The sequence below is a fragment of the Bacillus sp. AK124 genome (assembly GCF_053903085.1).
In genome coordinates, this window is sequence record NZ_CP096378.1 from 1,631,218 (window position 1) to 1,656,451 (window position 25,234).

Here is a 25,234-nt window from a genome sequence, read left to right on the forward strand (position 1 = left end):
TTTATGAATACTCTAATGTTAGACCTTTAAAGAATGGTGAAATAAAATGAAAACAGCCTATGATGTACAGCTGTTGCTGAAACAGTTTGGATGTTATGTTTATTTTGGAGATCGCGAACTTGAACTTGAATATATGATGGACGAACTGAAAGAAATGTTTCTTTCGAATCTGATAGAAAAAGAACAGTGGCTTAAAGGCGTTTCAATTTTGCAGAATGAACTCACAAAAGTAAAGAGAAAATAAAACAGGGATTAGAGGGGGAGCAAAATGAATGACAGCTGGCTGGTCGGAGTCGACCTTGGAGGAACAACGGTAAAGCTCGCTTTTGTAAGCGCTTATGGTGAAATCCTGCACAAGTGGGAAATTCCGACCGATAAATCGGGGGAAACGGTTACGGTAAGCATCGCAAAAGCCATCGACGGAAAATTGAAAGAGCTCGGCAAACCGAAGCACATCTTAAAATGGATCGGCATGGGCGCTCCGGGCCCCGTCAATACGGAGACCGGCATCGTTTATAAAACGACGAACATGGGCTGGGAGAACTATCCGTTAAAAGACCACCTTGAAGCAGAGACAGGATTAGCGGCGGTCATTGAAAATGACGCGAACATCGCGGCTCTCGGCGAAATGTGGAAAGGAGCGGGAGACGGCGCAAAGGATTTGATTCTTGTCACATTGGGAACGGGTGTCGGAGGCGGCATTATTGTAAACGGAGAAATCGTTCGCGGGCAAAACGGTGCAGGCGGAGAAATCGGCCACATCTGTTCAGTTCCTGAAGGAGGAGCGCCGTGCAACTGCGGGAAAAGCGGCTGTATCGAAACGATTGCTTCGGCTACGGGCATCGTCAGGATTGCCAAAGAAAAAATAGAATCCGGTCATCGAGATACAGACTTGCGTGCATGTCCGGATATCACGGCGCGCGATATTTTTGAAGCGGCCAGGGAAAATGATCCGGTTGCTTGCGAAGTCGTCGATTATGTGGCGGGTCATTTAGGAATGGTCCTCGGCAACTTGGCGAGCTCACTCAATCCTTCGAAAATCGTAATTGGCGGAGGCGTCTCAAAAGCAGGAGAAATCCTGCGCTCCAAAGTTGAACAATCTTTCAACCGCTTCGTATTCCCGCGGGCCGGCGAGGCGGCTGAGATCGTAATCGCTTCACTTGGAAACGACGCAGGCGTGATCGGCGGCGCATGGATCGCCAAAAACCAATGGCTGAAAAGCCAGGCGGAGCCTGTTTTATAAGCATTTTCGGAACGCTTTGCAGCATTGTTAACACTTTTAAGCCAATGTGAAAAATGATTGATTTTTTTGTACAGACAGGTTAAGATATGATTTAGTAATTTTAGCGATTTTTCTAAAATAAAACAATATGTGGAAATTCAATTTGCGGAAACATGCGTCTTGCTGCATAGGGAGGTTTCGAATGCGAAAGTCATTTTTTTCAAAAATTTCGTTTTTGTTAATTGCGACATTGCTGATGTGGCTGAAAACGTATGTCGTCTACAAAACAAGCTTCAACATTAAAATTGAAAACTTCATGCAAGAGTTTATATTGTTCATCAATCCTTTAAGCTTTTTGCTGTTTATATTCGGAATCGGCCTGTTTTTCAAAGAAAAAAACAGGAACCGGTTTATTATCGGGGCAAGCATCGTCCTGACGTTTGTCTTGCTTGCGAACATGATCTTCTACCGTTTTTACAACGACTTTTTAACGATTCCTGTATTGTTCCAGACGAATAATATGGGTGATTTGGGAAGCAGTATCAACTCTTTGTTTATGCCGACCGATTTGCTCCTCGTCGTCGACATTGCCATTTTAATTTGGCTGTACAAGCGCCAGCCTGCCAAAACAGGCGGAAAGGCGACAAGAAAGGAACGCGCGGCTTACTATCTATTTGTCGCTGCCGTTTTCTTTTTCAATTTAGGGATTTCTGAAACAGAAAGACCGCAGCTTTTGACAAGATCGTTTGACAGGGAAGTTCTTGTGAAGAATATCAGTCTTTACAACTTCCATATCTATGACGGGCTGATCCAGTCAAAGCAATCTGCACAGCGTGCGCTGGCCGACAGCAACAGCCTCACGGAGATTGAAAACTATGTCAACGCAAACCGCACGGACACCAATCAGAACCTGGCCGGGATCGCCAAGGGTCGGAATGTGATCCTCGTTTCCCTGGAATCCACCCAAAGCTTTGTCGTGAACCAAAAGTTAAACGGCAAAGAGATTACGCCTTATTTAAACGACCTGATAAAGAAAAGCTACAGCTTCGAGAATTTCTATCATCAGACAGGCCAAGGCAAAACGGCAGATTCCGAATTCATCGTCGACAACTCTCTCTATCCTCTTGGAAGAGGAGCGGTCTTCTTTACGAATGCAGGAAACGAATATACGGCAATGCCTGAAATATTGAAAAACCACGGCTATTATTCCTCGATTTTCCATGCGAACAACAAAAGCTTCTGGAATCGGGATATTATGTACGATACGTTTAAATACGATAAGTTTTACGATATCAATTCCTATGATGTAAACGAAGAAAACTCAGTGGGCTGGGGACTGAAAGATAAGGAATTCTTCGAACAAACATCAGAGCTGATGAAAGAAATGCCTCAGCCGTTTTATACCCGCCTGATCACGCTGACAAACCATTTTCCGTTTGAGCTGGATGAGGAAGATAAACTGATCGATGAATTTGATTCAAAAAGCCGTACGTTAAACAGATATTTCCCGACCGTCCGCTACCAGGATGAAGCGCTTAAACGTTTTATTGAAAAGCTGAAAGAAGACGGCCTCTACGATAATTCTGTTATCGTGTTATACGGTGACCATTACGGGATTTCCGAAAACCATAACGAAGCGATGAGCCAATTCCTCGGCAGAGAAGTAACCCCGTTTGAGGAAGTGCAGCTTCAAAGAGTCCCGCTTGTGATCCACATTCCGGGAGTGACGGATAAAGAGCCGAAAGCCATTGACACCGTCGGCGGCCAAATCGATATTCGGCCGACTGTACTGAACCTTCTCGGAATCGATTCGAGCGATCAGATCCAGTTTGGAAACGACCTGTTTGCCAAAGACAAAACGGAGTTTACAGTGCTTCGCGACGGCAGCTTTATTACGAAAGACAAAGTATACACAGACGGCATATGCTATGATAAATCAACAGGAGAGCCGTCTAAAGATAAAAAAGGCTGTGAGCCGTACATTGAAAAAGCGAAACAGGAGCTTTCATATTCAGATCAAATCATTTATGGCGACTTGCTGAGGTTTTATGACAGCGAGCGCTTAAAAAAGCAATCTGACGCCAAGCCGAAAGACGAGTAAGCTTTTCTTTTGGCGGAGAAAGCTGATGCAGCAGGCCGGATATCGTTCCGGCCTGTTTTTAATGACAAGAGTCCGTCATCAAAATCATGATCCAAGCCGATGCCGGTTATGATATAATTGATAATGATTCTCTTTATCGATATTCAAACCAGAAAGAAGGTATGAAAGGTGAATATGAAAGGAAAGACGCTCGCTGGAGCATGCTTTGTACTATTATTGATCGCAGCATTGACAGCATGCGGCAATCAAACGGAGAGCAAAGATTCGTCTTCTCAATCAAAAAGCGAAGAAACGATTACATACAAGGCTGAAAACGGAACGGTTAAAGTTCCGAAGCATCCGAAACGGGTGGTTGTCATGGCTGACGATTATTTCGGCTATTTCAAGACACTCGGTCTCAATGTAGTGGGTGCCCCTGACAGGGTATTCAAAAATCCTTATTTCAAGGGGAAAACCGAGGGTGTGACAAACATTGGTGAAGGAAATTCCGCTGAAAAGGTTATTCAATTAAAACCGGACCTGATTGTCGTATGGACGACCCAAGGCGCTGATATCGAAAAGCTGGAAAAAATCGCTCCGACGGTCGCTTTGAAATATGACAGCTTGAATAACACTGAACGGCTGAAGGATTTCGCAAAAATGACAGGTACTGAAGATCGAGCGGAGAAATGGCTGGCTGAATGGGACAAAAAAGTTGCCGCGGCAAAATCAAAAATTCAAAAAGCGGTCGGGGACAAAACGGTTTCCATTATGCAAACGAATGGCAAAGAAATCTTTGTATTCGGCGATCAATTCGGAAGGGGAGGAAGCATTGTTTATCAAGATCTCGGCTTAAAGGCGACAAAGCTGACGAAGGAAAAAGCAATCGACGAAGGGCCGGGCTACACGAGCATTTCATTAGAAAAGCTGCCTGAATTCGCCGGAGATTATATATTTATAGGGCCCTGGGAATCAAGCGGAGACGACAGCGCCGTGCTTAATACCTCCATTTGGAAGAACCTTGGCGCGGTCAAAAATCAACATGTCTATAAAATCGACCCTGTCGGCTTCTACTTTTCCGATCCGATTTCATTAGAGGGCCAGCTTGACTTTATTACAGAAAGCTTAGCGAAATAATAGATGAACTTCCGCCTATTTGGGCGGAAGTTTTTTTGCGGGCTGAAACCTTATTGAAAAAGCGTTTTTTAAGCGAACCGGGAGAGTTTTTAAACGAGCCTTCATCATATGCTATTGTGGGAGGGATCATTGATGGCATTCATCAACATCAAACCGGAGTTAAAGCAGAATATGGATAGATTGTCTAATATCCTGAACATACCCGAACCGCTTTTAATCAGCGCAAACGCGAATGCAGCCGCGGACGAATTTTATTTTCCGGGAGCGTCTTTTCAAGCAGGAAAAAACGTTCCAGCAGCCGAAACATATGAACAGCTGCAATTATTGGTGAATCAATACACACTTGAAGATGAACAGTGGCTGACAAAAACAGTCGTTTACGATTCAGCAGTACTGAAAAAGGAAATTGACAGATTGACGGAGTGCTTTCCGTTTGTTACTTCCCGCATCATCGGTCGCTCAAGCATGGGCCAGCCTATATACGAACTGCTCCTCGGAGCTGAAAATGCCGAAAAAAAAACGCATATGAATGCTTCTTTTCATGCCAATGAATGGATCACCACTTCTGTTTTGATGAAATGGCTCAAAGAATATTGTTATCATTTATGTACAGGCCGGTCCGCTTTAGGTTTTTCACCGCTTGACATTTTTTCATCAACAAAGCTTTCCGTCGTGCCGATCGTTAATCCCGACGGGGTTGATCTTGTGCTTAACGGTCCCGGTCATCTTGGGATAGCGCGGGAAGCACTGGATGAGATGAATGAGCATCAACCGGATTTCCGGGAATGGAAAGCCAATATAAACGGAGTGGATTTAAATAATCAGTTTCCGTCTTTTTGGGAGATCGAAAAACAGAGAAAACCGCCCAAATCCCCTTCCTACAGGGACTACCCCGGAGATGAACCGCTGACAGAACCGGAAGCGGCAGCGATGAGGGATTTAATCGCAAACGAGCCGCCTGATCGGCTTGTGGCGCTTCACACACAGGGAGAGGAAATTTATTGGGGGTACAAGGGGCTGGAGCCTCCTGAATCAGCCGATGTGATCCAAACATTTGAGCGCCTGAGCGGTTATAAGGGCGTCAGATATATAGACAGCTATGCAGGATTTAGAGATTGGTTTATTCATTTTTTCGGAAGAGAAGGATATACTGTTGAACTCGGCAAAGGAAAAAATCCTTTACCACTGAAACAATTTGACGATATATATTGTAAAAGCAGAGGCATACTTTGGGCATCCTGCTTTTTTGAAAGCTGAAACTTTTCACGGTGAAAATCGTAAATTAGACAGCCAATCATTTATGGAGGGAGAATGGCCGGTTTGAGAGTTTCGTTATGGCTTATTGCCGCTGTGATGACCGTGGCTGCGGCTGGTTGCACACCGCAGCATCAGGAAGGAACGAAAAGCGTTCATCATGAGGAGCCGGAAGGGAAAAAGAAAAGCAGTGCAGCAGTAAAAGATAAAAAAGTGATAGCGCTGAAGGACCGGCACTTTGATGAGGCGGCAGGATGGCTTGATAATGAAACCGTTATATACACCGCAACCGATCCGGTCGCAGGAAGTGAAGTCAAATCATATGATATATTTAAAGGGACGGGCGAAACGATCTACAAGACGGATGACAGGCTGATAGCGGCGGAAGTAAACAGGGAAAAAGGCATGATTCTCATCCAAACCGCCGGAAACGGCTCTGAAATGAAGTTAACTTTGCTTAATTTACAGGGAAAACAGCTGTACACAAAAAAATTTCGCACGCATGAACTGCAAGTGGACTGGAATCGGTTTGACCCTTATCTTTTATACGTCACAACTTTTACGAAAGATTGGAATTATGAATCGCGCCTGATTGATGCGAAAGAACAGCAAACCGAAAAAGACATCGCACAGGCCGCCTTTGTTCATTGGACTTCCGCCGACACTTTTGAATATATCAAATGGAATGAACGGAACCGGGAAAAACCGGCTCCTGTTTATTCCTTCAACACAGCGGACGGACGGGAAAAGAAGCTCGCCGGTGATGCCGTACTGCTCGATGTTCTGGGGGATATGCGGCTGATTGTAGCGCCTTCATCCAGTCATCGCCAGGGCACCTACATATTTTCAGACGTTTCTTCTTCGGAAAAGAAAATTTCTTTCAAATTGCCGCTGTTCTCGGAATATGGCAGCCTGTCACCGATGGAATACAGCTACGACCCTCGGCATGAGCTGTTTTATACGTATCAGCCGAATGAGTCGGGCTCCTTGTATGATCTGATTTCCGTCAGTCTCAAAACCGGCAAACGGGAAGTCATTCGTGAAAAAGTGGAAATGCTTCCGATTACCGTATCTCCTGACGGGGATTATGCATTGTACGGTTATACCCAGGATCAAATCATTTCATTCAACTCAAAAACTGCAGCACCCCTTGTGACAAAAGAATAGAAAGGAGAATGGACAGTGGCCATAGCAGACGTTACCATCATACCGATCGGTACCGAAACTCCAAGCGTAAGCGCGTATGTAGCGGAGATTCAAACCATTTTAGAAGGATTTAAAAAAGAAGGCAAAATCCAATATCAGCTGACACCGATGAATACTTTGATTGAAGGGGAATTAAGCGATTTATTTGAGGTGATTCAGACGATTCACGAAGCGCCTTTCCAAAAAGGCATCCACAGAGTGGCGACGAATATCAGGATTGACGACCGCCGCGACAAGAAAACGACGATGGAAGGCAAGCTTGCAAGCGTCCAGCGTCATTTCAGCCAATAAGAAAAACAGCCTTATTCCGGAATAACGGAATAAGGCTGTTTTTGTCTAAAGGCACCGGGTTTAGTGGACTGTCGGATACCCGCTGTTAATGATTGTCATGACGGTAAACCATCCAAACACTAAAAAAGCCGCCCCGCCAAATAAGATGCCAAGAACGTTGATTTGTTTAAGAGAACGAAGAACTCCAAGAGCAGATAATATCGTGACTAGACCGAAAATGATCACGAGCAACATCAATATAAACCCCCTTCGTTTGGATCCCCTGCAGTATATTTCCAATTTTATTTTAACCGTTTTCATCAAATTTGTCGAGGACAACATGATTCATTGAAAGTTTCCCGCAAAACCTTCATAATGGAACAAAGAAAGATGAATCTGAGGTGAAGAAAATGAAATGGAGAAGAATGCCTTTAGGGCCAATCCAGACGAACGCTTATATTTTATCCCATGATGACGGTACCTGTTTAATAATTGATCCCGGCAGCGAATCAGGGAAACTGAATGCATACATAAAAGAAAACGGTTTGAAGCCTCTTGCAGTATTGCTCACTCACGCTCATTTTGATCATATCGGAGCCGTGGACAATGTCAGAAAAGAATGGAACATTCCTGTATACGTACATAAAAATGAAGCTGAATGGCTGACTGATCCTTCATTAAATGGTTCAGCGCTGCTTACGGGACAGACGATCACAGCAGAAAAAGCAGATCATCTGATCGAAGAAGAGGGGGATCTTAAAATCGGCTCTTTTACGCTCCGCATGCTCTTTACGCCTGGACATTCTCCGGGCAGCGTCTCGTATTATGCGGAAGAAGAAAACCTGATCGTTTCCGGGGATGTTTTATTTAAAGGGGGAGTCGGGCGTACAGACCTGCCGGGAGGAAATCAAAAGGTGCTGATGGACAGTATTCATCAAAAACTGCTGACACTTCCGGAAGAGACGCTTGTGTTAAGCGGTCACGGCCCCGAGACGGACATTGCAACAGAACAGGAACAAAACCCGTTCATCAACGGATTTACTTTGTAAAACATAAAAAAGACGATCCTGATGGATCGTCTTTTTTAATGGCCTCCCTGCCCGGGAACCATAATAAACACAGAATAATATGTAAATGCGGCAAAAAAGACTGTCAAGTAAGCACCGAAAATATAAATGTACATCCGCTCGGTCAAGTTGAGATACGATAAGAACACAAAGAATACAGTTTGACCGAAGAACAGCAGTGATGCATCTTTCATATTTCCTAAATAAAACATGACCGCAAAGATACCTGTCCAGAATCCTAACACACGGAACATGCGATTCATTTATATCCCTCCCAAAAAGCCCCTTTGATTTTATTATAAGCCAATTTATCTTGAAATGTAAACATTTTCATTTTGGGAAAATCAATTCATTTTTTACAATTTTGTGATAAGCATTTTTAAAAAATCACCTGTCACGTGTTTAAACGGAAAATATCACGGGTACTAAAACATACAAAGACAAAGTCAGTACATTTTAAGGAGGAATCATTCATGGAAGAGCTGACCTTTTATTCATACCCGAGCTGCACATCATGCCGGAAAACGAAACATTGGCTGAAAGCGAACCAGGTTGATTTTACAGAGCGGCATCTTTTCAGGGAAACGCCGAATCAGGACGAGCTGAAACATATTTTGTCTCTCACGACCGAAGGAATTGATGAGATATTGGCGACAAGAAGCCAGGCATTTAAAGAGTTAAATCTTGATATCGAAGAATTAACGGTCAGCGAAGTGCTGGAATTGTTAATTCAAAAACCAAAGCTGCTGAGACGCCCGATTATCGTAAACGGCGATAAGCTGGTTGTCGGATATAATCCCGGCGAACTCTTAAAATTAAAAAAACACACCTTACACCGTTCTGTTTCCTGAAAAAAACGAAGATTGCTGACACATTGCATGTTCAGCATATCTTCGTTTTTTCGCCTGTGTAACTGGGCTAGCTGGATTCGAACCAGCGCGTCACGGAGTCAAAGTCCGTTGCCTTACCGCTTGGCTATAGCCCAATGCGCTTACGTATAGTGTAGACAATCGATTTCGTTTTATACATAGTGATCAAAATGTTGGTCATATAGCCGATTGATTTTAAAGGAAAACAATGAGGAGGATTGACATGGAAAACAAGCATGCAGCCCTTTATGAGTATTTGGTCAAACAGGCGGACAGAATCACCGATGAATGGCTGTCCCGAACAGCGTCTGAAAAAGAAAAAACGGCACAGCAATATAAGGACTTTATACTGGCTGTTTCAAGGGTATTTGCCAAGGATGAACAGGCGCTATGCTGGGATAAAGCTTCCGGATGCGCCAAGGAAATTGCCTACGACAGGGCTGTTAGCCAAATTCCGGTGACTGAAAGCATAAAGGGGTTTAAAGTGTGCCGTGAACTTTTAATAGATGAAATCGAGCATTTTTCGGATAAACATGCACCGGACTGTTCGAAAAAAGACTTTTTTATCTGGAATAAACAGCTTCACTCAATGATGGATGAGGTTATTGAACAGTTTATTCTTGAATATGAGCATACGACAAAGAGGCAATTGAAGGCGCAGACCGAGATGATACGCGAACTGAGCGCACCTGTTATACCGGTATCAGAACACATCGGTGTGCTGCCGCTCATTGGCGAAATTGATACTCACAGGGCAACGGTGATCATTGAATCTGCGCTTAAGCAGTGTGCTGAGCTTCATCTCTCGCATCTGTTTATTGATATTTCCGGTGTTCCTGTCGTCGATACGATGGTTGCCTACCAGTTGTTCAAAGTCGTAGACAGCACAAAACTACTTGGCGTTGAGACGGTTCTTTCGGGCTTGAGACCGGAGATTGCCCAAACAGTTGTGAAGCTTGGGATGGATTTTTCGCATATTAACACAGAACAGAGCCTTGCTAAGGCGCTTTGCAATAAAGGCTTTTGCATCCGTGAAAACGGCAAGGCTGAAGAGAAGGTTTAAATTTCTCATTTCAGCAGTTGGAAGCTGAATAAAATAGTCAAATCGGTATTCGGAAATTCCGTTTTTGCTTCGTATTCAGCTTGATTTGCGATTTTTAAGGATTTGATGCTTCCGATGTTTTTCGTATAAACTGCGCTTAGAAAGGAGGCGCAATGGTTTGTACACGATTGAATCATTAAGCGGAAGATTAATTGACGAGGCATATAGAATGAAGGCGTCAGACATTCATATTGTTCCCGGTGAAAAAGAGGCGGTGGTTCGCTTCAGGATTGATGATGAACTTTTTCAAAAAGACAGATTAACGAGAAATGAGTGCTCAAGGCTCATTTCTCACTTTAAATTCCTTTCTTCGATGGATATTGGGGAAAGACGGCTGCCGCAAAGCGGAGCTTTGACTCTTTATATCAACCGTCAGCCCGTTCATTTAAGAATGTCCACTCTGCCCACCATCCATGATGAAAGCTTGGTCATCAGGCTTCTTCCCAAGATGAGCAGCAAGCCGCTCACAAAGCTCTCATTGTTTCCGAGTGCAACATTCAAGCTGCTGTCTTTTCTGAAGCATTCCCACGGATTAATTCTGTTCACCGGTCCGACAGGCTCGGGGAAAACGACAACACTCTATTCTTTAATCGAATACGCTAAGCGGCATTTTAAGCGAAACATCATTACCTTGGAAGACCCTGTTGAATCAAGAAGCGAAAACATTTTGCAAGTGCAAGTAAACGAAAAAGCTGGCATGACTTATTCTGCGGGGTTGAAGGCGGTGCTTCGCCACGATCCGGACATGATCATCCTCGGGGAAATTCGCGATGCCGAAACAGCCCAAATCGCAGTCAGGGCAGCTTTGACAGGACACCTTGTTTTATCGAGCATGCATGCGAAAAATGCCAAAGGCGCAATATACAGGCTGCTCGAGTTCGGCGTTGATATGACAGAAATTGAACAAACACTGGTCGCAATCAGCGCCCAGCGCCTCGTCGGTCTCGTCTGCCCGTTTTGCGGCGACAGCTGCTCTTTATATTGCAGATTGTCGAGGCCTGTGAGAAGAGCAAGCGTCTTCGAGCTTTTGTACGGAAAAAGCCTCAATCTCTGCATCGAAGAAGCAAAAGGCAGGTGCGGTGACATAAAAACAGAAACTTTGAAAACGCTGATCCAGAAGGGAATAGCACTCGGATATCTGCCGTCGAATACTTATGAACGCTGGATAGGCCATGAAGATTAAAATGAAGTGGCCCGTCCGGGAACAGGCGGACATTCTGAAAAAACTCGGAGACATGATGAAGAGCGGATATACGATTTTGGATGCTTTAAGTATGCTGAAACTGCAATTGAATGAAAGGCGAAGAGCAGATCTGACATTTGCGATGGAGAAGCTGACAGAAGGGCGACCTGTGTTTCAAGTGCTTGAAATGATTTCATTTCATAAGGATGCTGTTACCATTGTTTACTTTGCCGAACAGCACGGGAATTTGCCGTATGCCTTTCGGCAGAGCGGAGAGCTGCTTCACCGCAAGATCGCTCAAACCGAAAAACTAAAGAAAGCCGCCAGATATCCCTTGTTTTTAGTTTTAACGGTCTGCGTCATTATCTCTATTATGAAATCGGCAATCATCCCGCAATTTTCCGCGATCTATGAATCAATGAACGTTGAAACGTCTTTTGCAACGACCCTCATCTTTTCGGTTTTTGATCATTTTTATCTTTTTATCGCAGGAATGATGTTGATTGCCGCCGCTTTATCCCTCTATTATCTGTGTTCATTTCGCCATAAACCTCCAGAAGACAAAATGACCTTTCTCATTAGAATCCCCTTGCTGGGCCAAACCTTCAAACTATTCAACAGTTATTTTTTATCGCTCCAATTGAGCAATCTTTTGCAAGCTGGTCTGTCTGTATATGACAGTTTAAAAGCATTTGAAAGCCAGCCGTTTTTATCATTTCATAAAAATGAAGCGAAGCGCCTGATCGAGCGGCTGAAACAAGGGGAGAGTCTGGAGCAGATGCTGGCCGGGCATCCGTTTTATGAAAATGATCTGGCGAAGGCTGTTGCTCACGGCCAATTAAACGGACACTTATACAGAGAGCTGTATTCATACAGTCAATTTTTGATTGAACGGCTTGAACGGAAAGCAGAAAAATGGACAGGTTTGATCCAGCCATTGATTTACGGGCTAACAGCGGCGATGATATTAATTCTTTATTTGTCTATGCTTTTGCCAATGTATCAAATGATGAACCAGTTATAAGGAGGACGGAACTGTGAATGAAAAGGGATTTACACTGATAGAAATGTTAGTCGTCATGCTCGTCATCTCCATCCTGCTGTTGATCACCATACCGAATGTGACCAAGCATAATCAAAGTATTCAAAAGAAAGGATGCGAAGGGTTAATTAATATGGTTCAAGCGCAAATCACGGCTTATCAAATGGATCATGACGGGAAAACGCCGAGTAGGGCGGACCTTGAATCTGAAGGTTACGTGAAGAAGAACTTAAAGTGCCCGAATGGGAAAGCAATTAAAATTTCAAACGGCAAAGCACAGGCTGATTGACGGTTATGAATCAAAAAGGATTTACGCTTTTGGAAAGCCTAACTGTATTGATGATCGGTTCCATTATGCTCTCTCTTCTCTTTGCCGCACTGCCTCCCGTTTATGAAAAAAGAGTTGTTCAGCACTTTGTCTCACAGCTTGAAGAGGATCTGCTTTACGCACAGCAGACAGCTCTCGTCCGCCATGCGACGGTTAAGGTGCAGTTTGACTTTGCCGGCTGCCGCTATATTATTAAGCACGCGGACGAAGGCTCATCGCCTAAGCTGGTCAGGACATACAGTTGCCATATTGCGTTCAAAAAAGCGACGCTCAAACGAACTCTTACTTTTAACCCAAGCGGAGTTCCGAATCAAGGGGGGAAAATCGTGATCGATACACAGCACGCCTCTTTTGCACTGACGATCTATTTAGGAAGCGGAAAGATTAATGTGCAAAAAAAATAGAGGCTTTACAACAGTTGAAGCTGTTTCCGCATTCGGCATTTGGGTCATGATCACCATGTTATTGATTCCTATGGTTCATCAGCTGTCTTTGCAGCGCGGGGCATCTGAAAAAGAAGAAGAGGCATATCGCATATTGGATGAAAAGATCAGCCGCTACACACTGACCGGACGGTTTCAGCCTAAAGAAACTGTGCTTTACCGAAACACATCTTACTTTATTGAATGGAAGGAGCAGGGAGATGATTATGAAGTATGCATCTCCATTAAAAAAAGAGACAGTCAAAGGCGTTGCTTCACCATTTTGCGGTCAAAAGGGATTTACCCTTCTTAATGTACTGGTTTCCTTAATGGTGTATATGTTCATTGCAGGAACGATGGCCTCGATACTTCATCTGTTTTTATCCCCGGAAAGAAACGGTGCGGATATTCACCCGCGCGAATGGACGATTACTGCCGAGCAAATATTGAAGGAGTGCAGGAACTCGGTTGATCTAAGAGCGGGCGACGATCATCAGTCATTGGAAATGACAAATCGCCAAGGTGCCGCTGTTCGCTATGAGAAATATCAGACAGTTATTCGAAAAAGAGTCAATGGAAAAGGTCATGTGCCGCTTTTGCAACATGTCAAACATATGAGGTTTGTGATTGAAGATCATCTGCTGATCCTTGAAGCGACAAGTTTAAGCGGCAAGTCATACCGTAAGTCCATTCCGCTCTATCATATGTAAAAGGTGATCACGTGAAAAATTCAAAAGGATTCATTTATCCGGCTGCTGTTTTCACAGCTGTGATTTGCATGCTCTGCGCGGGTCATTCAGCCGTTTTATTAACGAATCAACGAATGTTTGCACAGCAAACAAAAGAATTTCATATTCAGCAAAACCTACTCCAAAATGGAATGCTCCATGCCTTGTCTCATATTCACGAAGAGACAAAAGAGAAAATTCAAAAACAGCATGGCTTGATATCCTATACTGTCAATCCGGCTCATCAGCGGCTCAAGCGAGTGAAGATAGAGGTAACGACAGCTTCCGGCACAGGAACGAGCGCTGAATTCCAATATGATTTGAGCACTAAGAAAATCACACAGTGGAAAGAATATTAAAAATTGTGTGTCGGAATCATGAAGAATGTATAAAAAAAGATTCGTATGACAACACTTCAACTGACAGAACTCCCCAAGAGGTGATGTGATGAAAACGAACGATTATGTTAAATATATGACGGAACAGCTCGTAAAATATATGGACACGCCTAAGCAGGAAAGAAAAGAAATGAAAGAAAAACGTAAAGAATCAAAGCCGCCGTCCAGGATATATCAATGGTTCGGCATTCTTCCTCTTGGGTGTATCATGTTTTTTAAAAGGCATAAATAAAGACAAGCCGCTTTCTACTGCAAAGCGGCTTATTTATATTCTTCCACAACGACGACTTTGTTGATTTTGTGTGTCGCAGGTTCAAATGAAATTGTAACAAACACTCCGAAATTTTTATTTCCTTCACTCAATGTGACATGGTATTGTTTGACCGCTTCATCCGCCCGCTTTCGATCCCATACTTTTTTCGTGAGACGCACTTCTGCTTCCGGATACCTCTTTTTTGCTTCCTCAACCGCTTTTTCTTCCCACTTAGACATGCGGGCTGTTTCGTAAGCTGCCGCATGGGCATTGAGCGGCCCGATGCTTGCAAGCAGTAAAAAAGAGCATAACATAGCATTTTTCAGCACGGGGCATCATCCTTTCTATCCTATTTTTTCCTTGTCAACAGTGTTTATACAAAAATGAAGAAGAAATTATGTACTTTATAAAGAACTTCAAACTTTTCGAAAAGATGAGAATTTGAGAGATTTTTTGAGGAATTAAACGAAAACGTTCTGTAAAACGAACTTAATCGACTATTTTGATAGTTTTCAAATGGCACATTTGTTCTTTATACTCTAACTATCAAGTTCTTTAAAACGAACGAGCGAAAAAAGCCATTACATACTCGCTAGGAGGGTAGTCATGATCCGATTATCTCGAACTAGGAGATCCCGAAAAAGAGCCGGAAAAAACATCATCGTTTTTCAAACGCTGCTGATCATTTATCTTTTAATTGGATTGGGGAGTCAGCTGTCACAGCATACAAACGCATCATTTCACGATGTGGAAACATACAGCATGACAATGAAAGCGGCCTCTTCATTTCCTCAAGATGGGAAACAGTGGGACGGGAGCAATTTGAAGCTTCAAAAACAGACAAAGACGAAAGGAACGGTCTGTGCACCGCTGACATTGTTTGCAGAATATAAAAACCGCGGCAGCCAAATCGCCGACTCTGAATGGAAGTGGGAGCTGCATAAACTCGGTAATGCCAAAAAACCGTTAGAGGACGGGACTGTGATCGATAAAGGCGCGTTCAAAAAAGAAGCCGAAAAGAACATCTACCGGATAGAGTCAAAGCGGGCGGCAAAAGGAGGGCTCTACGCATTTAAATTGATTAAGCCTGAAGGCCATCCCGATGTGAAAAAGGGCAAACCTTTTATTTGGTCAAATGTGATGAAGCTTCAAGACTGTAAAGAAGAAACACCGAAGCCGCCTAAAAAAGCATCAGAAAAGCCGAAGCAAACAGAACAGACAGAAACACGGGAAAAGTCTGAACAGGACATAGAGAAAACACCAAAGAGCAGTGAATCCGTAGATAAAGAAAATAGAAAAGAAGAAAATTCATTAGAAAGCGGGGAAGCGTCATGAAACATGTGATCAAATGGGTCAGCAATATCTTATATGTGATTATTTTCACAATCATCATCGCCGCGGTCATCGTCGTAATTTCGACAAAGTCGTCCGGCGGAGAGCCGCAGCTCTTCGGCTATCAATTGAAAACGGTTTTATCCGGTTCGATGGAGCCGGAGTTTAAAACAGGTTCTGTGATAGCCGTTCAAAAGATTGAAAATCCCGGGTCTTTGAAAAAGGGAGATATTATTACATTCATGCAAGACGAAAACACCATGGTTACCCACCGAATTATCGGTATAACAAAAAATAAATCAAACCTCATGTTTAAAACAAAGGGTGACAATAACCAAAACCCTGATTCCGATCCGGTGCTGGCGGAAAATGTTGTCGCTAAGTATTCGGGCATTACGGTTCCGTATGCCGGGTATTTGCTGGATTTTGCAAGTAAACCGATCGGCACAGCTATATTGCTGATCGTGCCGGGACTCTTGTTGATTCTTTATGCAGTGATTACTGTATCCGCGGCTTTAAGAGAGATTGACCAAAAAACTAAAGCAATTGAAGCCGCCGGGAAAGATCAATCAGTTTCCATGTAATCTTCGTTGGTCACCTGAACATTCAGGTCTCCATATATACAGATTTTCTTATTATAAAAGGAGGAGTTATCAATGGGTACAAAGAAAAAACTCGGATTAGGCGTTGCGTCTGCTGCGCTTGGACTGGCATTAGTAGGAGGAGGAACTTGGGCTGCGTTTAACGACATCGAAACAACTCAAGCAACTTATGCAGCAGGTACGCTTGACCTGAATGCGAAAGATACATCTGCAAGAGTGAACTTGTCCAACTTAAAACCTGGCGACAAATTCACTAAAGATTTCGAATTCAAAAATGACGGATCACTTGCGATTAAAGAAGTGCTGATGCAGGTTGGCTACAGCAATTTCGTTGACGGAAACGCGAAAAACGGCGGAAAAAGCACAGCGGAAGACTTCCTGAAACAATTTAAAGTCAGCGTTCTGACTGTCGGAGTTGAAGGCGGAAACGGCTATCCTAAAAACATCATTTTAGATGAAGCCAACCTTTATGATCTGTACAATATGTCCGCGAAAAAAGATAAGGCCGCGTACGAAAAAGTGAAGAAAGCAATCGAGCCAGAGTTCCTGCATGACAATGGCAAAATCAATGTAGCGACAATCAACGGAAAAACGGCGCCTGAATACGACGGCATTCCGAAAGATCCATATGACTTTGACAAAGTTCAATTGGTGATTGAGTTCGTCAATGACAAAACAACAGACGCCAGCGGCAGAATGGTACAGAACAAATATCAAGGAGATTCTGTGCAGCTTGACTTCTCATTCGAAGGTACTCAATGGAACGGCTTGACAATCGACGGCAAAAAACATGCCGATGAAAAAGGTTATGTAAAAGAGAACGAAAGAGCGCACAGTGAAGATAAATAATGGTGCAATTTAAAAAACGGATCTGTATGATCCGTTTTTTTATGTTCATGAGGAATCGGCTTATTCAGCGTAAAAAATGCCAAAGGGAGTAAGATATGTTTCCCTTACTCCTTTTCCTGTCTTTTCTTCCACTTTTGATAATCTAAAAATTCTCGAAATTGTTTTTTAGAAACCCCTGATGCCATAGCGTCACGAACTAGATTTTCCCATTCACTATCTAATTGACCATCGTATTCGGTTTCATCTTTCTCATTGAGCAGGGTATGAACCGAGACGTCCAGAACAGCGGAGACTTTTTCTAGAAATTGAATGGAGGGGTTTGTTTGCAAGTTTCTTTCTATTGAACTTAAATAAGACTTCGCTACCCCAGCCTTTTCAGCTAGTTCAGATAGTGAGTAGCCTTTTTCTTTTCGATATTGTTTAATACGCTGGCCAATCAATGTCATCACCTTCCTTTCGATATTATAGCACATTCAGAAAGGATTTATTGAATGACTTCTTTCAATTGATGCGGAAGGTTTTGAAGACTTCTCACCCAAATTGAGAAAAATACGTATATCCTCTGGACTAATGCCTTGTTCAAGAGCGTGTTTAATCAGTTCTGTCCACTCCTCATCCAATTCTTCTTTCTCATTTTTATCTTTATTCATACATTTCCCCCCCAAAATACTTCATTATGTATTTCAGACAACCGTGTTGTGATAAACAAAGATAAACCCCGAGACTCAACACTTTACCAAGCTTGTCCAAATGGTGTTACGAAAGTTCCTCCTATCTCTTTAGTTCTATTATAAGTCCAGCTCACTGAATAAAAACAAGAATGTTGTCGAATCGGAAAAATTATCCTGAATTTTTTTTGTGCAAATAAAATAATCCCCCGTTTTGAACTTTAATATCGATTTTAGGCTCGTAAAGCGTTTGGAGAGCCTTTTTCTCAATTTCGTATTCCTCCGGTTTTTCTTCAGTATCCTCGTAAAATTGGTTTAAAAGTGACAGGTCGTTATTCCAGCGTTTCAGGGAAGCTTCAGCCCAATCAAGCGGCTCGCTTCTGGCCGCCTGTTCGATATAGCGCTCAAGCCGTTTAATGCCGCTTTCCGGCTTAATCAACGGCGACATCGTGTAGCAGTAATCAGAGATCTGTGAAGAGAGATCTCGGGCCTCCATTTGTTCTTGAAACGATTCGACCAGCTGACCGCTGATTAAATGAAGGCCGAGAGACAGAAGCTTATCTTTTTTCATGTCGGATTGGTACGAGATCGTCACATTCATGCCGAGCCACGGTTCCAGGGAAATATGGGCTCCATCGGAACGGATTTTCTCATAAAGGCGAATAAATTTGCCGTTTTTTTGCACGGCCTGGAAAATTTGAAAAAGTCTTGGTGATCCAAAATGAATAAACTCACCTTCGATATCGGAAGGGGCCTCGTCTTCATTCGTGATCAGCGTGATTTTCATCGGATTAGGTTCTCCGCCCGTCTTTTCGAGCCAGTGCCAGTAAAACGGCCTGTTCATAATCTGTTTATCGACTTCAACCGTCAGCTGCACAGTCATGTGGCCTGAACTTTTGTCGGTGATCGTGCAGCCGTTTGCGATGAAAAAGCGTTCTAAAAACAGGTATATTTCTTCCTGACGCATTTGATTTTAGCCTCCGATCTGTTCTTGGTTTGAAACGGCTTCATTTCCGTATGAAATGAAAGAGGTTAAGTTTTCCATTTTAATCTTCATTTCCTCGTCTGTCGCGGAGTAAAAGAGAATGTCATGAAGGTGGTCTTCAAAATTGCCGACCTCGATTTTTGTTAAAATATCATCCAAGTCTCCGACGACTTTTTCGAACAAATGGATCTTTTCATAGAGAAGTTTTAAAATATGCTCTTCTACGGTATGCTTTGTTGCCATGTTGTAAATGTAAACATCGCGTTCCTGGCCGAGCCGGTGAATCCGGCCGATCCTTTGTTCGAGACGCATCGGGTTCCACGGAAGGTCATAGTTGATGATTTTATTGCAAAATTGAAGGTTGATCCCTTCACCGCCTGCTTCAGTCGCGATCAGAACTTGAACTTTGCCCCTGAACAAATCTTTCATCCAGTCTTTCTTTCCTCTTTTAAATCCGCCTCTGAACGGTACAGAACTGATGCCGTTCTGCTGGAGGAACCATTGCAGATAAATCTGCGTCGCCCTGTATTCAGTAAAGATGATGACTTTGTCATCGAGTTCTTGAATGAGCTCAACAACTTTCAGCGCTTTTGAATTTTGCGCGACCTCGTTGACCTTTTCGATCAAATGGTGGATGACAGGTTCGGAGATCACCGGCGCTTCGCGATCCTTTCGGTCAAGCATGTTTTTCAGCGTCATATAGACAGCTTCTCTGCTTGAACAGCATTCGCGCTCCAATGTCATGATTGAGAACATGCTTGATGAATGCTGATGACTTGTCTTCAGCTTTTTAATCTCGTCATACAAAGCCTGTTCTGTAGGAGAAAAGGAAATGGGCACGGTTTCGACATGGCGCTTCGTCCAGGTGATGCCGGTATCATGCCGTCTGTTTCTGATCATGACTTTATTGATAAGGGACTTTAAGCGTTCATGCGCTTCAGCTGAATTGATCTGTTTTGTATAATCTTTGTTGAAGTTGCTTTCATTTCCCAAGTGTCCGGGTTTTAGCAGGGAAACGAGATTAAATATTTCGTCGATCTTGTTTTGGATGGGCGTCGCCGTCAGCATCAGGCAATATTTTTTCTTTAAGCTGCGGACAAACTCGTAATTTTTTGTTTTATTGTTTTTCAGTTTGTGAGCTTCATCAATAATCACCACATCATACTGGATCGACAAAACCGTCTCCCTGTGCGGCGACCGCTTTGCCGTGTCAAGGGAGGAGACGACAACATCGCACTGCTCCCAGACATAGCTTTTTTTCTGTTCCACGGCCGGAATTAAAAACTTTTCCCGCAGTTCCTTCACCCATTGCGAGACGAGCGAGGCGGGGACGAGGATTAAGATTTTCTTGGCCAGCCCGCGAATCATGTATTCTTTTAATATCAGCCCAGCCTCGACCGTTTTGCCGAGGCCCACTTCATCCGCCAAGATGGCTTTTCCGTTCATCTGCTCGACTACCTTCCGGGCGACTTCGAGCTGATGGGGAAGCGGGGTGAAGCCTGGGAGGTGATAAGGGGCCTGCAAGCCTTCAAACGTCGGAATCGCAAGCCTTTTCTGCACTTCACAGGAAAGCTTGTAAAGCTCCCAATTCGCCCATGGTCCGTCTTCATCAAGGTGCTTTTTGAACTGTTCCGGCCACTCGTTGTCGAAATGAATGTCTGGTCTCATCACTAATGCCGCCTTTCTCTTCTGAGATTCAAATGTTCTTTTTTAAAAGAAAATATTGCGTGAAAAAAACGGATTTTACTAACAAATAAACAAAACACGAACATTCTTATTTTAAAATAATAAATTGTTAATGATTTTTCCTGTTGCCCAATTGTTGTGATGATGGTAGGATATTTGTAGATCATCAGTAAAAAAATCATAAGCTTTATATAGTATGTCCATGAAAAGAAATGAATATGAGCGAATGACAGCAAGGGGAGAGACCGATAGCGGGAAACCTTAAAGCGGCGCCGAAGGAGCAAGCTGGGGAAACAGTGAATCTCTCAGGCAAAAGAACTCTTGCTTGACGCAACTCTGGAGAGAGTTTGTATCATATGATGTTTTAACAAACCACCAAAGGGGACATCTTTGCTTTTGATGCAAAGTAAACTTTCAGGTGCCAGGACAGAGAGCCTCAGAACTGACAAAGGGGCTTCTCTGTCCTTTTTTGTGCCGTCCAAAGCGGCGGAACCATCCAGGTGATGTTGGAATCTTTCTTGTTTTCTGATGATTGGCAAACTTGTTTTTAGTTTGAAAAGCGAAGGGGGAAGCAGAATGCTTAAACGAACGCCTTTATTTGACCTTTATAAGGAATATGGCGGAAAAACGATTGATTTTGGCGGCTGGGAACTGCCTGTTCAATTTTCTTCAATTAAAGAGGAGCATGAAGCCGTCAGGACGAAAGCGGGGCTTTTTGACGTCTCACACATGGGGGAGGTCGAAATCACAGGAACAGACAGCCTTCCGTTTTTGCAAAAACTGTTGACAAACGATGTTTCGACACTGAAAGAAGGCGGTGCCCAGTATACGGCCATGTGCTATGAAGACGGCGGAACGATCGACGATCTCCTCGTCTATAAAAAAGCGGCCAATGTCTACATGCTCGTCATTAACGCAGCCAATATCGACAAGGACGTCGATTGGATGAACAAGCACCAAGAAGGAGACGTTTCGGTTCGAAACGTGTCTGGCGAGGTTGCGCTGCTTGCCCTTCAAGGACCGAAGGCCGAATCGATTTTAAAACAGGTCGCAGATAGCGATCTTGCCGGGTTAAAGCTGTTTACGTTCAGGGATGATGCGGCGATTGGCAGCGTGCAGGCGCTTGTGTCCAGAACGGGATACACGGGAGAGGACGGCTTTGAGATTTACTGCCGGAGTGAAGATGCAGCCTACATTTGGAAGCTGCTTATTGAAACGGGCAAGGATTCGGGATTAGTGCCGTGCGGCCTCGGGGCCAGAGATACGCTGAGGTTTGAAGCGAAGCTGCCGCTGTACGGACAAGAGCTCTCAAAAGATATTACACCGATCGAAGCCGGCATCGGATTCGCCGTCAAAACAAACAAAGCCTCGGACTTCTTCGGAAAAGCCGTCCTGGCAAGCCAAAAGGAACATGGAGCGGACAGAAAGCTCGTCGGCCTTGAAATGATCGATAAAGGCATTCCAAGGCACGGCTACGCCGTCTATTATCAAGGCGAACAAGCAGGCGAGGTGACAACCGGCACACAGTCGCCGACCTTAAAGAAAAACGTCGGCCTCGCATTGCTGAAAAAAGAAGCCTGTGCCCTCGACACCGTCGTTGAAGTGGAAATCAGAAATAAGCGCTTGAAAGCCAAAATCGTGAAAACCCCATTTTACAAACGGCAGCCGTAAGTTTGCCAAGGCCGTGAAAGGAGACTGAAGATGAAGCACCGTTACCTGCCAGCTACAGATCAGGATAAAAAAGAAATGCTTGAGGCAATTGGAGTCGAGAAGATCGACGAGCTATTCTCCGATATACCCGAAAGCGTTAAATTTAAAGGGGAATACCAAATTAAAAAGGCAAAGTCCGAGACTGAGCTCACAAAAGAGCTGACGAAACTCGCGGCTAAAAATAAAGATACAGTGATGCACGCCTCTTTTTTGGGAGCGGGCGTATACGATCATTACCAGCCCGTCATCGTGGACCACGTGATTTCGCGGTCGGAATTTTACACGGCTTATACACCGTATCAGCCTGAAATTTCTCAAGGGGAGCTCCAGGCGATCTTTGAATTTCAAACGATGATTTGCGAGCTGACGGGCATGGATATCAGCAACTCGTCGATGTATGACGGGGGAACGGCATTAGCCGAAGCGGCAATGCTTGCTTCAGGACATACAAAAAAGAAAAAAATCGTCGTTTCGGAAACCGTCCATCCCGAATCGCGCGAGGTTTTAGTAACGTATGCGAAAGGACAGTACATCGACGTGGTAGAAGTCCCTGCCAAAAACGGAACAACAGATCTTGCGGCTCTTGATGAAGCCGTCTGCGAAGATACAGCAGCAGTGATCGTCCAATACCCTAACTTTTTCGGGCGAATTGAGCCGCTGAAAGACATTGAACCGATCGCCCATAAAGGGAAAAGCATGTTCATCGTGTCCGCCAATCCGCTGGCTCTCGGGCTTTTAACACCGCCCGGGGCACTGGGAGCTGACATCGTTGTCGGGGATGCCCAGCCGTTCGGAATACCGGCCGCTTTCGGCGGGCCGCACTGTGGATTCTTTGCCGTCACGAAAAAATTGATGAGAAAAGTGCCTGGCCGTCTCGTCGGTCAGACGGAAGATGAAAACGGGAAAAGGGGATTCGTTCTCACCTTGCAGGCGCGCGAGCAGCATATCAGACGGGATAAAGCAACATCAAATATATGCTCCAACCAGGCGCTCAATGCGCTTGCCGCATCAGTCGCCATGACGGCGCTCGGCAAAAAAGGCGTCAAGGAAATCGCATGGCAGAACCTGCAAAAAGCGGCTTACGCAAAAGAAGCAGCTAAACGGGCCGGTCTTGAAGTCGTGTTTGACGGGCCGATGTTCAATGAGTTTGTCGTCAGGCTCAATGAACCTGTCGAAAAAGCGAATGAACGCCTGCTTGAGAAAAATATTATCGGAGGCTACGATCTCGGCGCTTCATATCGGGATTTAAAACAGCACATGCTGATCGCCGTGACAGAGCTCAGAACAAGAGAGGAAATCGATACACTCATGAATGAATTGGGGGATCGCCATGAATAATCAAGATCAATCGCTTATTTTTGAAGTATCAAAAGAAGGGCGGATCGGCTACAGCCTTCCTGAGCTTGACGTCCCTGAAACAGATGTGACAGACGTCCTTGACGAAGCGTATCTCAGAGATGAACCGGCAGATCTCCCCGAAGTGTCTGAGCTTGATATTATGCGCCATTATACGGCTTTATCAAGGCGCAACCACGGAGTGGATTCGGGCTTTTATCCGCTCGGTTCATGCACGATGAAGTACAACCCGAAGATTAACGAAAAAATCGCGAGAATCCCAGGACTTTCTGCGATCCATCCGCTCCAGGATGAACGGACCGTGCAGGGTGCGCTGGAGCTCTTGTACGACTTGAGCGAGCATTTGGAAGAGATCACGGGGATGGATGAGGTCACCCTTCAGCCGGCTGCGGGTGCGCACGGCGAGTGGACCGGGCTGATGATGATCCGCGCGTTCCATGAGGCAAACGGCGATCATAAAAGGACGAAGGTCATTGTACCTGATTCGGCCCACGGTACAAACCCGGCGTCTGCGACTGTTGCCGGATTTGAAACGGTCACCGTCAAATCGAATGACGACGGTCTTGTTGATCTCGAAGATTTAAAGCGTGTCGTAGATGAAGAAACAGCCGCGTTAATGCTGACTAATCCAAATACGCTCGGCCTTTTTGAAGAAAATATTTTAGAAATGGCTGAAATCGTCCATAAAGCCGGAGGAAAGCTGTACTATGACGGAGCGAACCTGAACGCCGTTCTCAGCAAAGCAAGGCCGGGTGACATGGGATTTGACGTCGTCCATTTGAACCTTCACAAAACCTTTACAGGACCGCATGGAGGAGGAGGACCTGGATCAGGCCCTGTCGGCGTCAAGAAGGAATTGATTCCGTATTTGCCGAAGCCGGTGCTGGTGAAAAAAGACGGCCGTTATACCTTTGACCATGACCGTCCGCATTCGATCGGCAGGGTGAAACCTTACTACGGAAACTTCGGCATCAATGTGAGAGCTTATACGTACATTCGTTCAATGGGGCCGGACGGGCTCAAAGAAGTAACGGAAAACGCCGTTTTAAATGCGAATTATATGATGAGAAAGCTTGCTCCATACTACGATCTGCCGTTTGACCGGCACTGTAAGCACGAATTTGTGCTGTCGGGAAGGCGCCAGAAAAAGCTGGGAGTCAGGACGCTTGACATCGCAAAGCGGCTTTTGGACTTCGGCTTCCATCCGCCGACTATCTATTTCCCGCTGAATGTCGAGGAATGCATCATGATTGAACCGACAGAAACAGAGTCTAAAGAAACGCTCGATGCGTTTATCGATACGATGATCCAGATTGCAAAAGAAGCGGAGGAAACGCCTGAAGTCGTTCAGGAAGCACCGCATTCAACCGTTGTGAAACGCATGGATGAAACAAAAGCTGCGCGGAAGCCCGTGCTGCGTTATGAAAAATGATAAGAAGCCGGCGGATCGATTTCGCCGGTTTTTTTGTAAAAAAAACATCTTTA

At 44.4% G+C, this 25,234-nt stretch carries 31 protein-coding genes, 1 tRNA gene and 1 riboswitch; of the genes, 24 read left to right on the forward strand and 8 right to left on the reverse strand.

The window, feature by feature from the left end:
- The first annotated feature begins 46 nt into the window (after positions 1 to 46).
- The 7 genes from M1E06_RS08265 to M1E06_RS08295 all read left to right on the forward strand — a co-directional run bounded on the left by M1E06_RS08265 (position 47) and on the right by M1E06_RS08295 (position 7,190).
- Complete coding sequence (locus M1E06_RS08265; protein ID WP_020452188.1) at positions 47 to 244, forward strand: YqgQ family protein; 198 nt, start codon at positions 47 to 49, stop codon at positions 242 to 244.
- Positions 245 to 268: 24 nt separating this feature from the next.
- Entirely contained in the window at positions 269 to 1,243 is a 975-nt protein-coding gene (locus M1E06_RS08270) for an ROK family glucokinase (protein WP_035338377.1), read from the forward strand.
- A gap of 181 nt (positions 1,244 to 1,424) precedes the next feature.
- Positions 1,425 to 3,323, forward strand: a complete 1,899-nt coding sequence (locus M1E06_RS08275) for an LTA synthase family protein (RefSeq protein WP_035338376.1) — start codon at positions 1,425 to 1,427, stop codon at positions 3,321 to 3,323.
- Between the two features lie 174 nt (positions 3,324 to 3,497).
- Positions 3,498 to 4,439: an iron-hydroxamate ABC transporter substrate-binding protein gene (locus tag M1E06_RS08280; RefSeq protein ID WP_033155114.1), complete on the forward strand. Its 942-nt coding sequence runs from the start codon at positions 3,498 to 3,500 to the stop codon at positions 4,437 to 4,439.
- Between the two features lie 132 nt (positions 4,440 to 4,571).
- On the forward strand, positions 4,572 to 5,696 hold the full coding sequence (locus tag M1E06_RS08285; RefSeq protein ID WP_035338375.1) for a M14 family metallopeptidase: 1,125 nt from the start codon (positions 4,572 to 4,574) through the stop codon (positions 5,694 to 5,696).
- A 54-nt stretch (positions 5,697 to 5,750) separates the two neighbouring features.
- Positions 5,751 to 6,860, forward strand: a complete 1,110-nt coding sequence (locus M1E06_RS08290) for a YqgU-like beta propeller domain-containing protein (protein ID WP_035338374.1) — start codon at positions 5,751 to 5,753, stop codon at positions 6,858 to 6,860.
- A 15-nt stretch (positions 6,861 to 6,875) separates the two neighbouring features.
- Positions 6,876 to 7,190, forward strand: a complete 315-nt coding sequence (locus M1E06_RS08295; RefSeq protein WP_020452182.1) for an MTH1187 family thiamine-binding protein — start codon at positions 6,876 to 6,878, stop codon at positions 7,188 to 7,190.
- A gap of 60 nt (positions 7,191 to 7,250) precedes the next feature.
- Here M1E06_RS08295 and M1E06_RS08300 read toward each other — a convergent pair whose 3' ends face one another.
- Positions 7,251 to 7,424, reverse strand: a complete 174-nt coding sequence (locus M1E06_RS08300; protein ID WP_003183486.1) for a DUF2759 domain-containing protein — start codon at positions 7,422 to 7,424, stop codon at positions 7,251 to 7,253.
- Between the two features lie 155 nt (positions 7,425 to 7,579).
- Here M1E06_RS08300 and M1E06_RS08305 point away from each other — a divergent pair, with 155 nt between their 5' ends.
- A complete protein-coding gene (locus tag M1E06_RS08305) occupies positions 7,580 to 8,218 on the forward strand; it encodes an MBL fold metallo-hydrolase (RefSeq protein WP_020452181.1) in 639 nt (212 codons plus the stop codon).
- Between the two features lie 35 nt (positions 8,219 to 8,253).
- Here M1E06_RS08305 and M1E06_RS08310 read toward each other — a convergent pair whose 3' ends face one another.
- Positions 8,254 to 8,499: a DUF2626 domain-containing protein gene (locus M1E06_RS08310; RefSeq protein WP_020452180.1), complete on the reverse strand. Its 246-nt coding sequence runs from the start codon at positions 8,497 to 8,499 to the stop codon at positions 8,254 to 8,256.
- A gap of 210 nt (positions 8,500 to 8,709) precedes the next feature.
- On the opposite strand from M1E06_RS08310, the gene M1E06_RS08315 reads away from it, so the two are divergent.
- A complete protein-coding gene (locus M1E06_RS08315) occupies positions 8,710 to 9,087 on the forward strand; it encodes a Spx/MgsR family RNA polymerase-binding regulatory protein (protein ID WP_003183482.1) in 378 nt (125 codons plus the stop codon).
- A 62-nt stretch (positions 9,088 to 9,149) separates the two neighbouring features.
- On the opposite strand, the gene M1E06_RS08320 is transcribed toward M1E06_RS08315, so the two are convergent.
- Positions 9,150 to 9,221: transfer RNA gene (locus tag M1E06_RS08320), tRNA-Gln, on the reverse strand.
- A gap of 107 nt (positions 9,222 to 9,328) precedes the next feature.
- On the opposite strand from M1E06_RS08320, the gene M1E06_RS08325 reads away from it, so the two are divergent.
- From M1E06_RS08325 to M1E06_RS08365, 9 genes are all read left to right on the forward strand, one after another.
- Positions 9,329 to 10,168 (forward strand): STAS domain-containing protein, encoded by an 840-nt coding sequence (locus tag M1E06_RS08325; RefSeq protein ID WP_035338373.1) that lies wholly within the window; start codon positions 9,329 to 9,331, stop codon positions 10,166 to 10,168.
- Positions 10,169 to 10,325: 157 nt separating this feature from the next.
- Complete coding sequence (gene comGA / locus M1E06_RS08330) at positions 10,326 to 11,390, forward strand: competence type IV pilus ATPase ComGA (RefSeq protein WP_025811157.1); 1,065 nt, start codon at positions 10,326 to 10,328, stop codon at positions 11,388 to 11,390.
- Positions 11,380 to 12,414: a competence type IV pilus assembly protein ComGB gene (comGB, locus tag M1E06_RS08335; protein WP_035338372.1), complete on the forward strand. Its 1,035-nt coding sequence runs from the start codon at positions 11,380 to 11,382 to the stop codon at positions 12,412 to 12,414. The genes comGA and comGB overlap by 11 nt, the downstream gene beginning before the upstream one ends.
- Before the next feature lie 13 nt (positions 12,415 to 12,427).
- Complete coding sequence (comGC, locus tag M1E06_RS08340) at positions 12,428 to 12,721, forward strand: competence type IV pilus major pilin ComGC (RefSeq protein ID WP_020452176.1); 294 nt, start codon at positions 12,428 to 12,430, stop codon at positions 12,719 to 12,721.
- Positions 12,722 to 12,726: 5 nt separating this feature from the next.
- The gene (gene comGD, locus M1E06_RS08345) at positions 12,727 to 13,164 is read left to right on the forward strand and encodes a competence type IV pilus minor pilin ComGD (RefSeq protein ID WP_020452175.1); all 438 of its coding nucleotides are present in this window, start codon (positions 12,727 to 12,729) and stop codon (positions 13,162 to 13,164) included.
- Entirely contained in the window at positions 13,148 to 13,495 is a 348-nt protein-coding gene (gene comGE / locus M1E06_RS08350) for a competence type IV pilus minor pilin ComGE (RefSeq protein WP_025811161.1), read from the forward strand. The genes comGD and comGE overlap by 17 nt, the downstream gene beginning before the upstream one ends.
- Complete coding sequence (gene comGF, locus M1E06_RS08355; protein ID WP_240635801.1) at positions 13,404 to 13,892, forward strand: competence type IV pilus minor pilin ComGF; 489 nt, start codon at positions 13,404 to 13,406, stop codon at positions 13,890 to 13,892. The genes comGE and comGF overlap by 92 nt, the downstream gene beginning before the upstream one ends.
- Positions 13,893 to 13,903: 11 nt before the next feature.
- Positions 13,904 to 14,269: a competence type IV pilus minor pilin ComGG gene (gene comGG / locus M1E06_RS08360; RefSeq protein ID WP_025811163.1), complete on the forward strand. Its 366-nt coding sequence runs from the start codon at positions 13,904 to 13,906 to the stop codon at positions 14,267 to 14,269.
- Between the two features lie 88 nt (positions 14,270 to 14,357).
- Positions 14,358 to 14,540 carry a YqzE family protein gene (locus M1E06_RS08365; protein ID WP_020452171.1) on the forward strand — a complete coding sequence of 61 codons (183 nt, stop codon included), beginning with the start codon at positions 14,358 to 14,360 and terminating at the stop codon, positions 14,538 to 14,540.
- A gap of 29 nt (positions 14,541 to 14,569) precedes the next feature.
- Here M1E06_RS08365 and M1E06_RS08370 read toward each other — a convergent pair whose 3' ends face one another.
- On the reverse strand, positions 14,570 to 14,890 hold the full coding sequence (locus M1E06_RS08370) for a YqzG/YhdC family protein (protein ID WP_023855188.1): 321 nt from the start codon (positions 14,888 to 14,890) through the stop codon (positions 14,570 to 14,572).
- Between the two features lie 277 nt (positions 14,891 to 15,167).
- On the opposite strand from M1E06_RS08370, the gene tapA reads away from it, so the two are divergent.
- The 3 genes from tapA (at position 15,168) to tasA (ending at position 17,344) form a co-directional block, all read left to right on the forward strand.
- Positions 15,168 to 15,896: an amyloid fiber anchoring/assembly protein TapA gene (gene tapA, locus M1E06_RS08375; RefSeq protein ID WP_020452169.1), complete on the forward strand. Its 729-nt coding sequence runs from the start codon at positions 15,168 to 15,170 to the stop codon at positions 15,894 to 15,896.
- Complete coding sequence (gene sipW, locus M1E06_RS08380) at positions 15,893 to 16,477, forward strand: signal peptidase I SipW (protein WP_035338370.1); 585 nt, start codon at positions 15,893 to 15,895, stop codon at positions 16,475 to 16,477. Before tapA ends, sipW begins: the two co-directional genes overlap by 4 nt.
- Before the next feature lie 72 nt (positions 16,478 to 16,549).
- Positions 16,550 to 17,344 carry a biofilm matrix protein TasA gene (gene tasA, locus M1E06_RS08385; protein ID WP_020452167.1) on the forward strand — a complete coding sequence of 265 codons (795 nt, stop codon included), beginning with the start codon at positions 16,550 to 16,552 and terminating at the stop codon, positions 17,342 to 17,344.
- A 104-nt stretch (positions 17,345 to 17,448) separates the two neighbouring features.
- On the opposite strand, the gene sinR is transcribed toward tasA, so the two are convergent.
- The 4 genes from sinR to M1E06_RS08405 all read right to left on the reverse strand — a co-directional run bounded on the left by sinR (position 17,449) and on the right by M1E06_RS08405 (position 20,665).
- Positions 17,449 to 17,784, reverse strand: coding sequence for a transcriptional regulator SinR (sinR, locus tag M1E06_RS08390; protein WP_023855185.1), 336 nt, complete (start codon positions 17,782 to 17,784; stop codon positions 17,449 to 17,451).
- A gap of 33 nt (positions 17,785 to 17,817) precedes the next feature.
- Positions 17,818 to 17,994, reverse strand: a complete 177-nt coding sequence (gene sinI / locus M1E06_RS08395; RefSeq protein ID WP_023855184.1) for an anti-repressor SinI — start codon at positions 17,992 to 17,994, stop codon at positions 17,818 to 17,820.
- 190 nt (positions 17,995 to 18,184) lie between these two features.
- Positions 18,185 to 18,979, reverse strand: coding sequence for a YqhG family protein (locus tag M1E06_RS08400; protein WP_020452164.1), 795 nt, complete (start codon positions 18,977 to 18,979; stop codon positions 18,185 to 18,187).
- A 6-nt stretch (positions 18,980 to 18,985) separates the two neighbouring features.
- Positions 18,986 to 20,665, reverse strand: coding sequence for a DEAD/DEAH box helicase (locus tag M1E06_RS08405; RefSeq protein ID WP_020452163.1), 1,680 nt, complete (start codon positions 20,663 to 20,665; stop codon positions 18,986 to 18,988).
- 244 nt (positions 20,666 to 20,909) lie between these two features.
- Positions 20,910 to 21,014, forward strand: a riboswitch (glycine riboswitch).
- 245 nt (positions 21,015 to 21,259) lie between these two features.
- Between M1E06_RS08405 and gcvT the strand changes: the two genes are divergently transcribed.
- From gcvT to gcvPB, 3 genes are read left to right on the forward strand one after another with little or no spacing between them, the layout of a single operon-like run.
- Positions 21,260 to 22,354 (forward strand): glycine cleavage system aminomethyltransferase GcvT, encoded by a 1,095-nt coding sequence (gene gcvT / locus M1E06_RS08410; protein ID WP_035338369.1) that lies wholly within the window; start codon positions 21,260 to 21,262, stop codon positions 22,352 to 22,354.
- Positions 22,355 to 22,384: 30 nt separating this feature from the next.
- Positions 22,385 to 23,731 (forward strand): aminomethyl-transferring glycine dehydrogenase subunit GcvPA, encoded by a 1,347-nt coding sequence (gcvPA, locus tag M1E06_RS08415; RefSeq protein WP_025811166.1) that lies wholly within the window; start codon positions 22,385 to 22,387, stop codon positions 23,729 to 23,731.
- Positions 23,724 to 25,181, forward strand: coding sequence for an aminomethyl-transferring glycine dehydrogenase subunit GcvPB (gcvPB, locus tag M1E06_RS08420; RefSeq protein WP_035338368.1), 1,458 nt, complete (start codon positions 23,724 to 23,726; stop codon positions 25,179 to 25,181). The genes gcvPA and gcvPB overlap by 8 nt, the downstream gene beginning before the upstream one ends.
- Positions 25,182 to 25,234 lie beyond the last annotated feature (53 nt).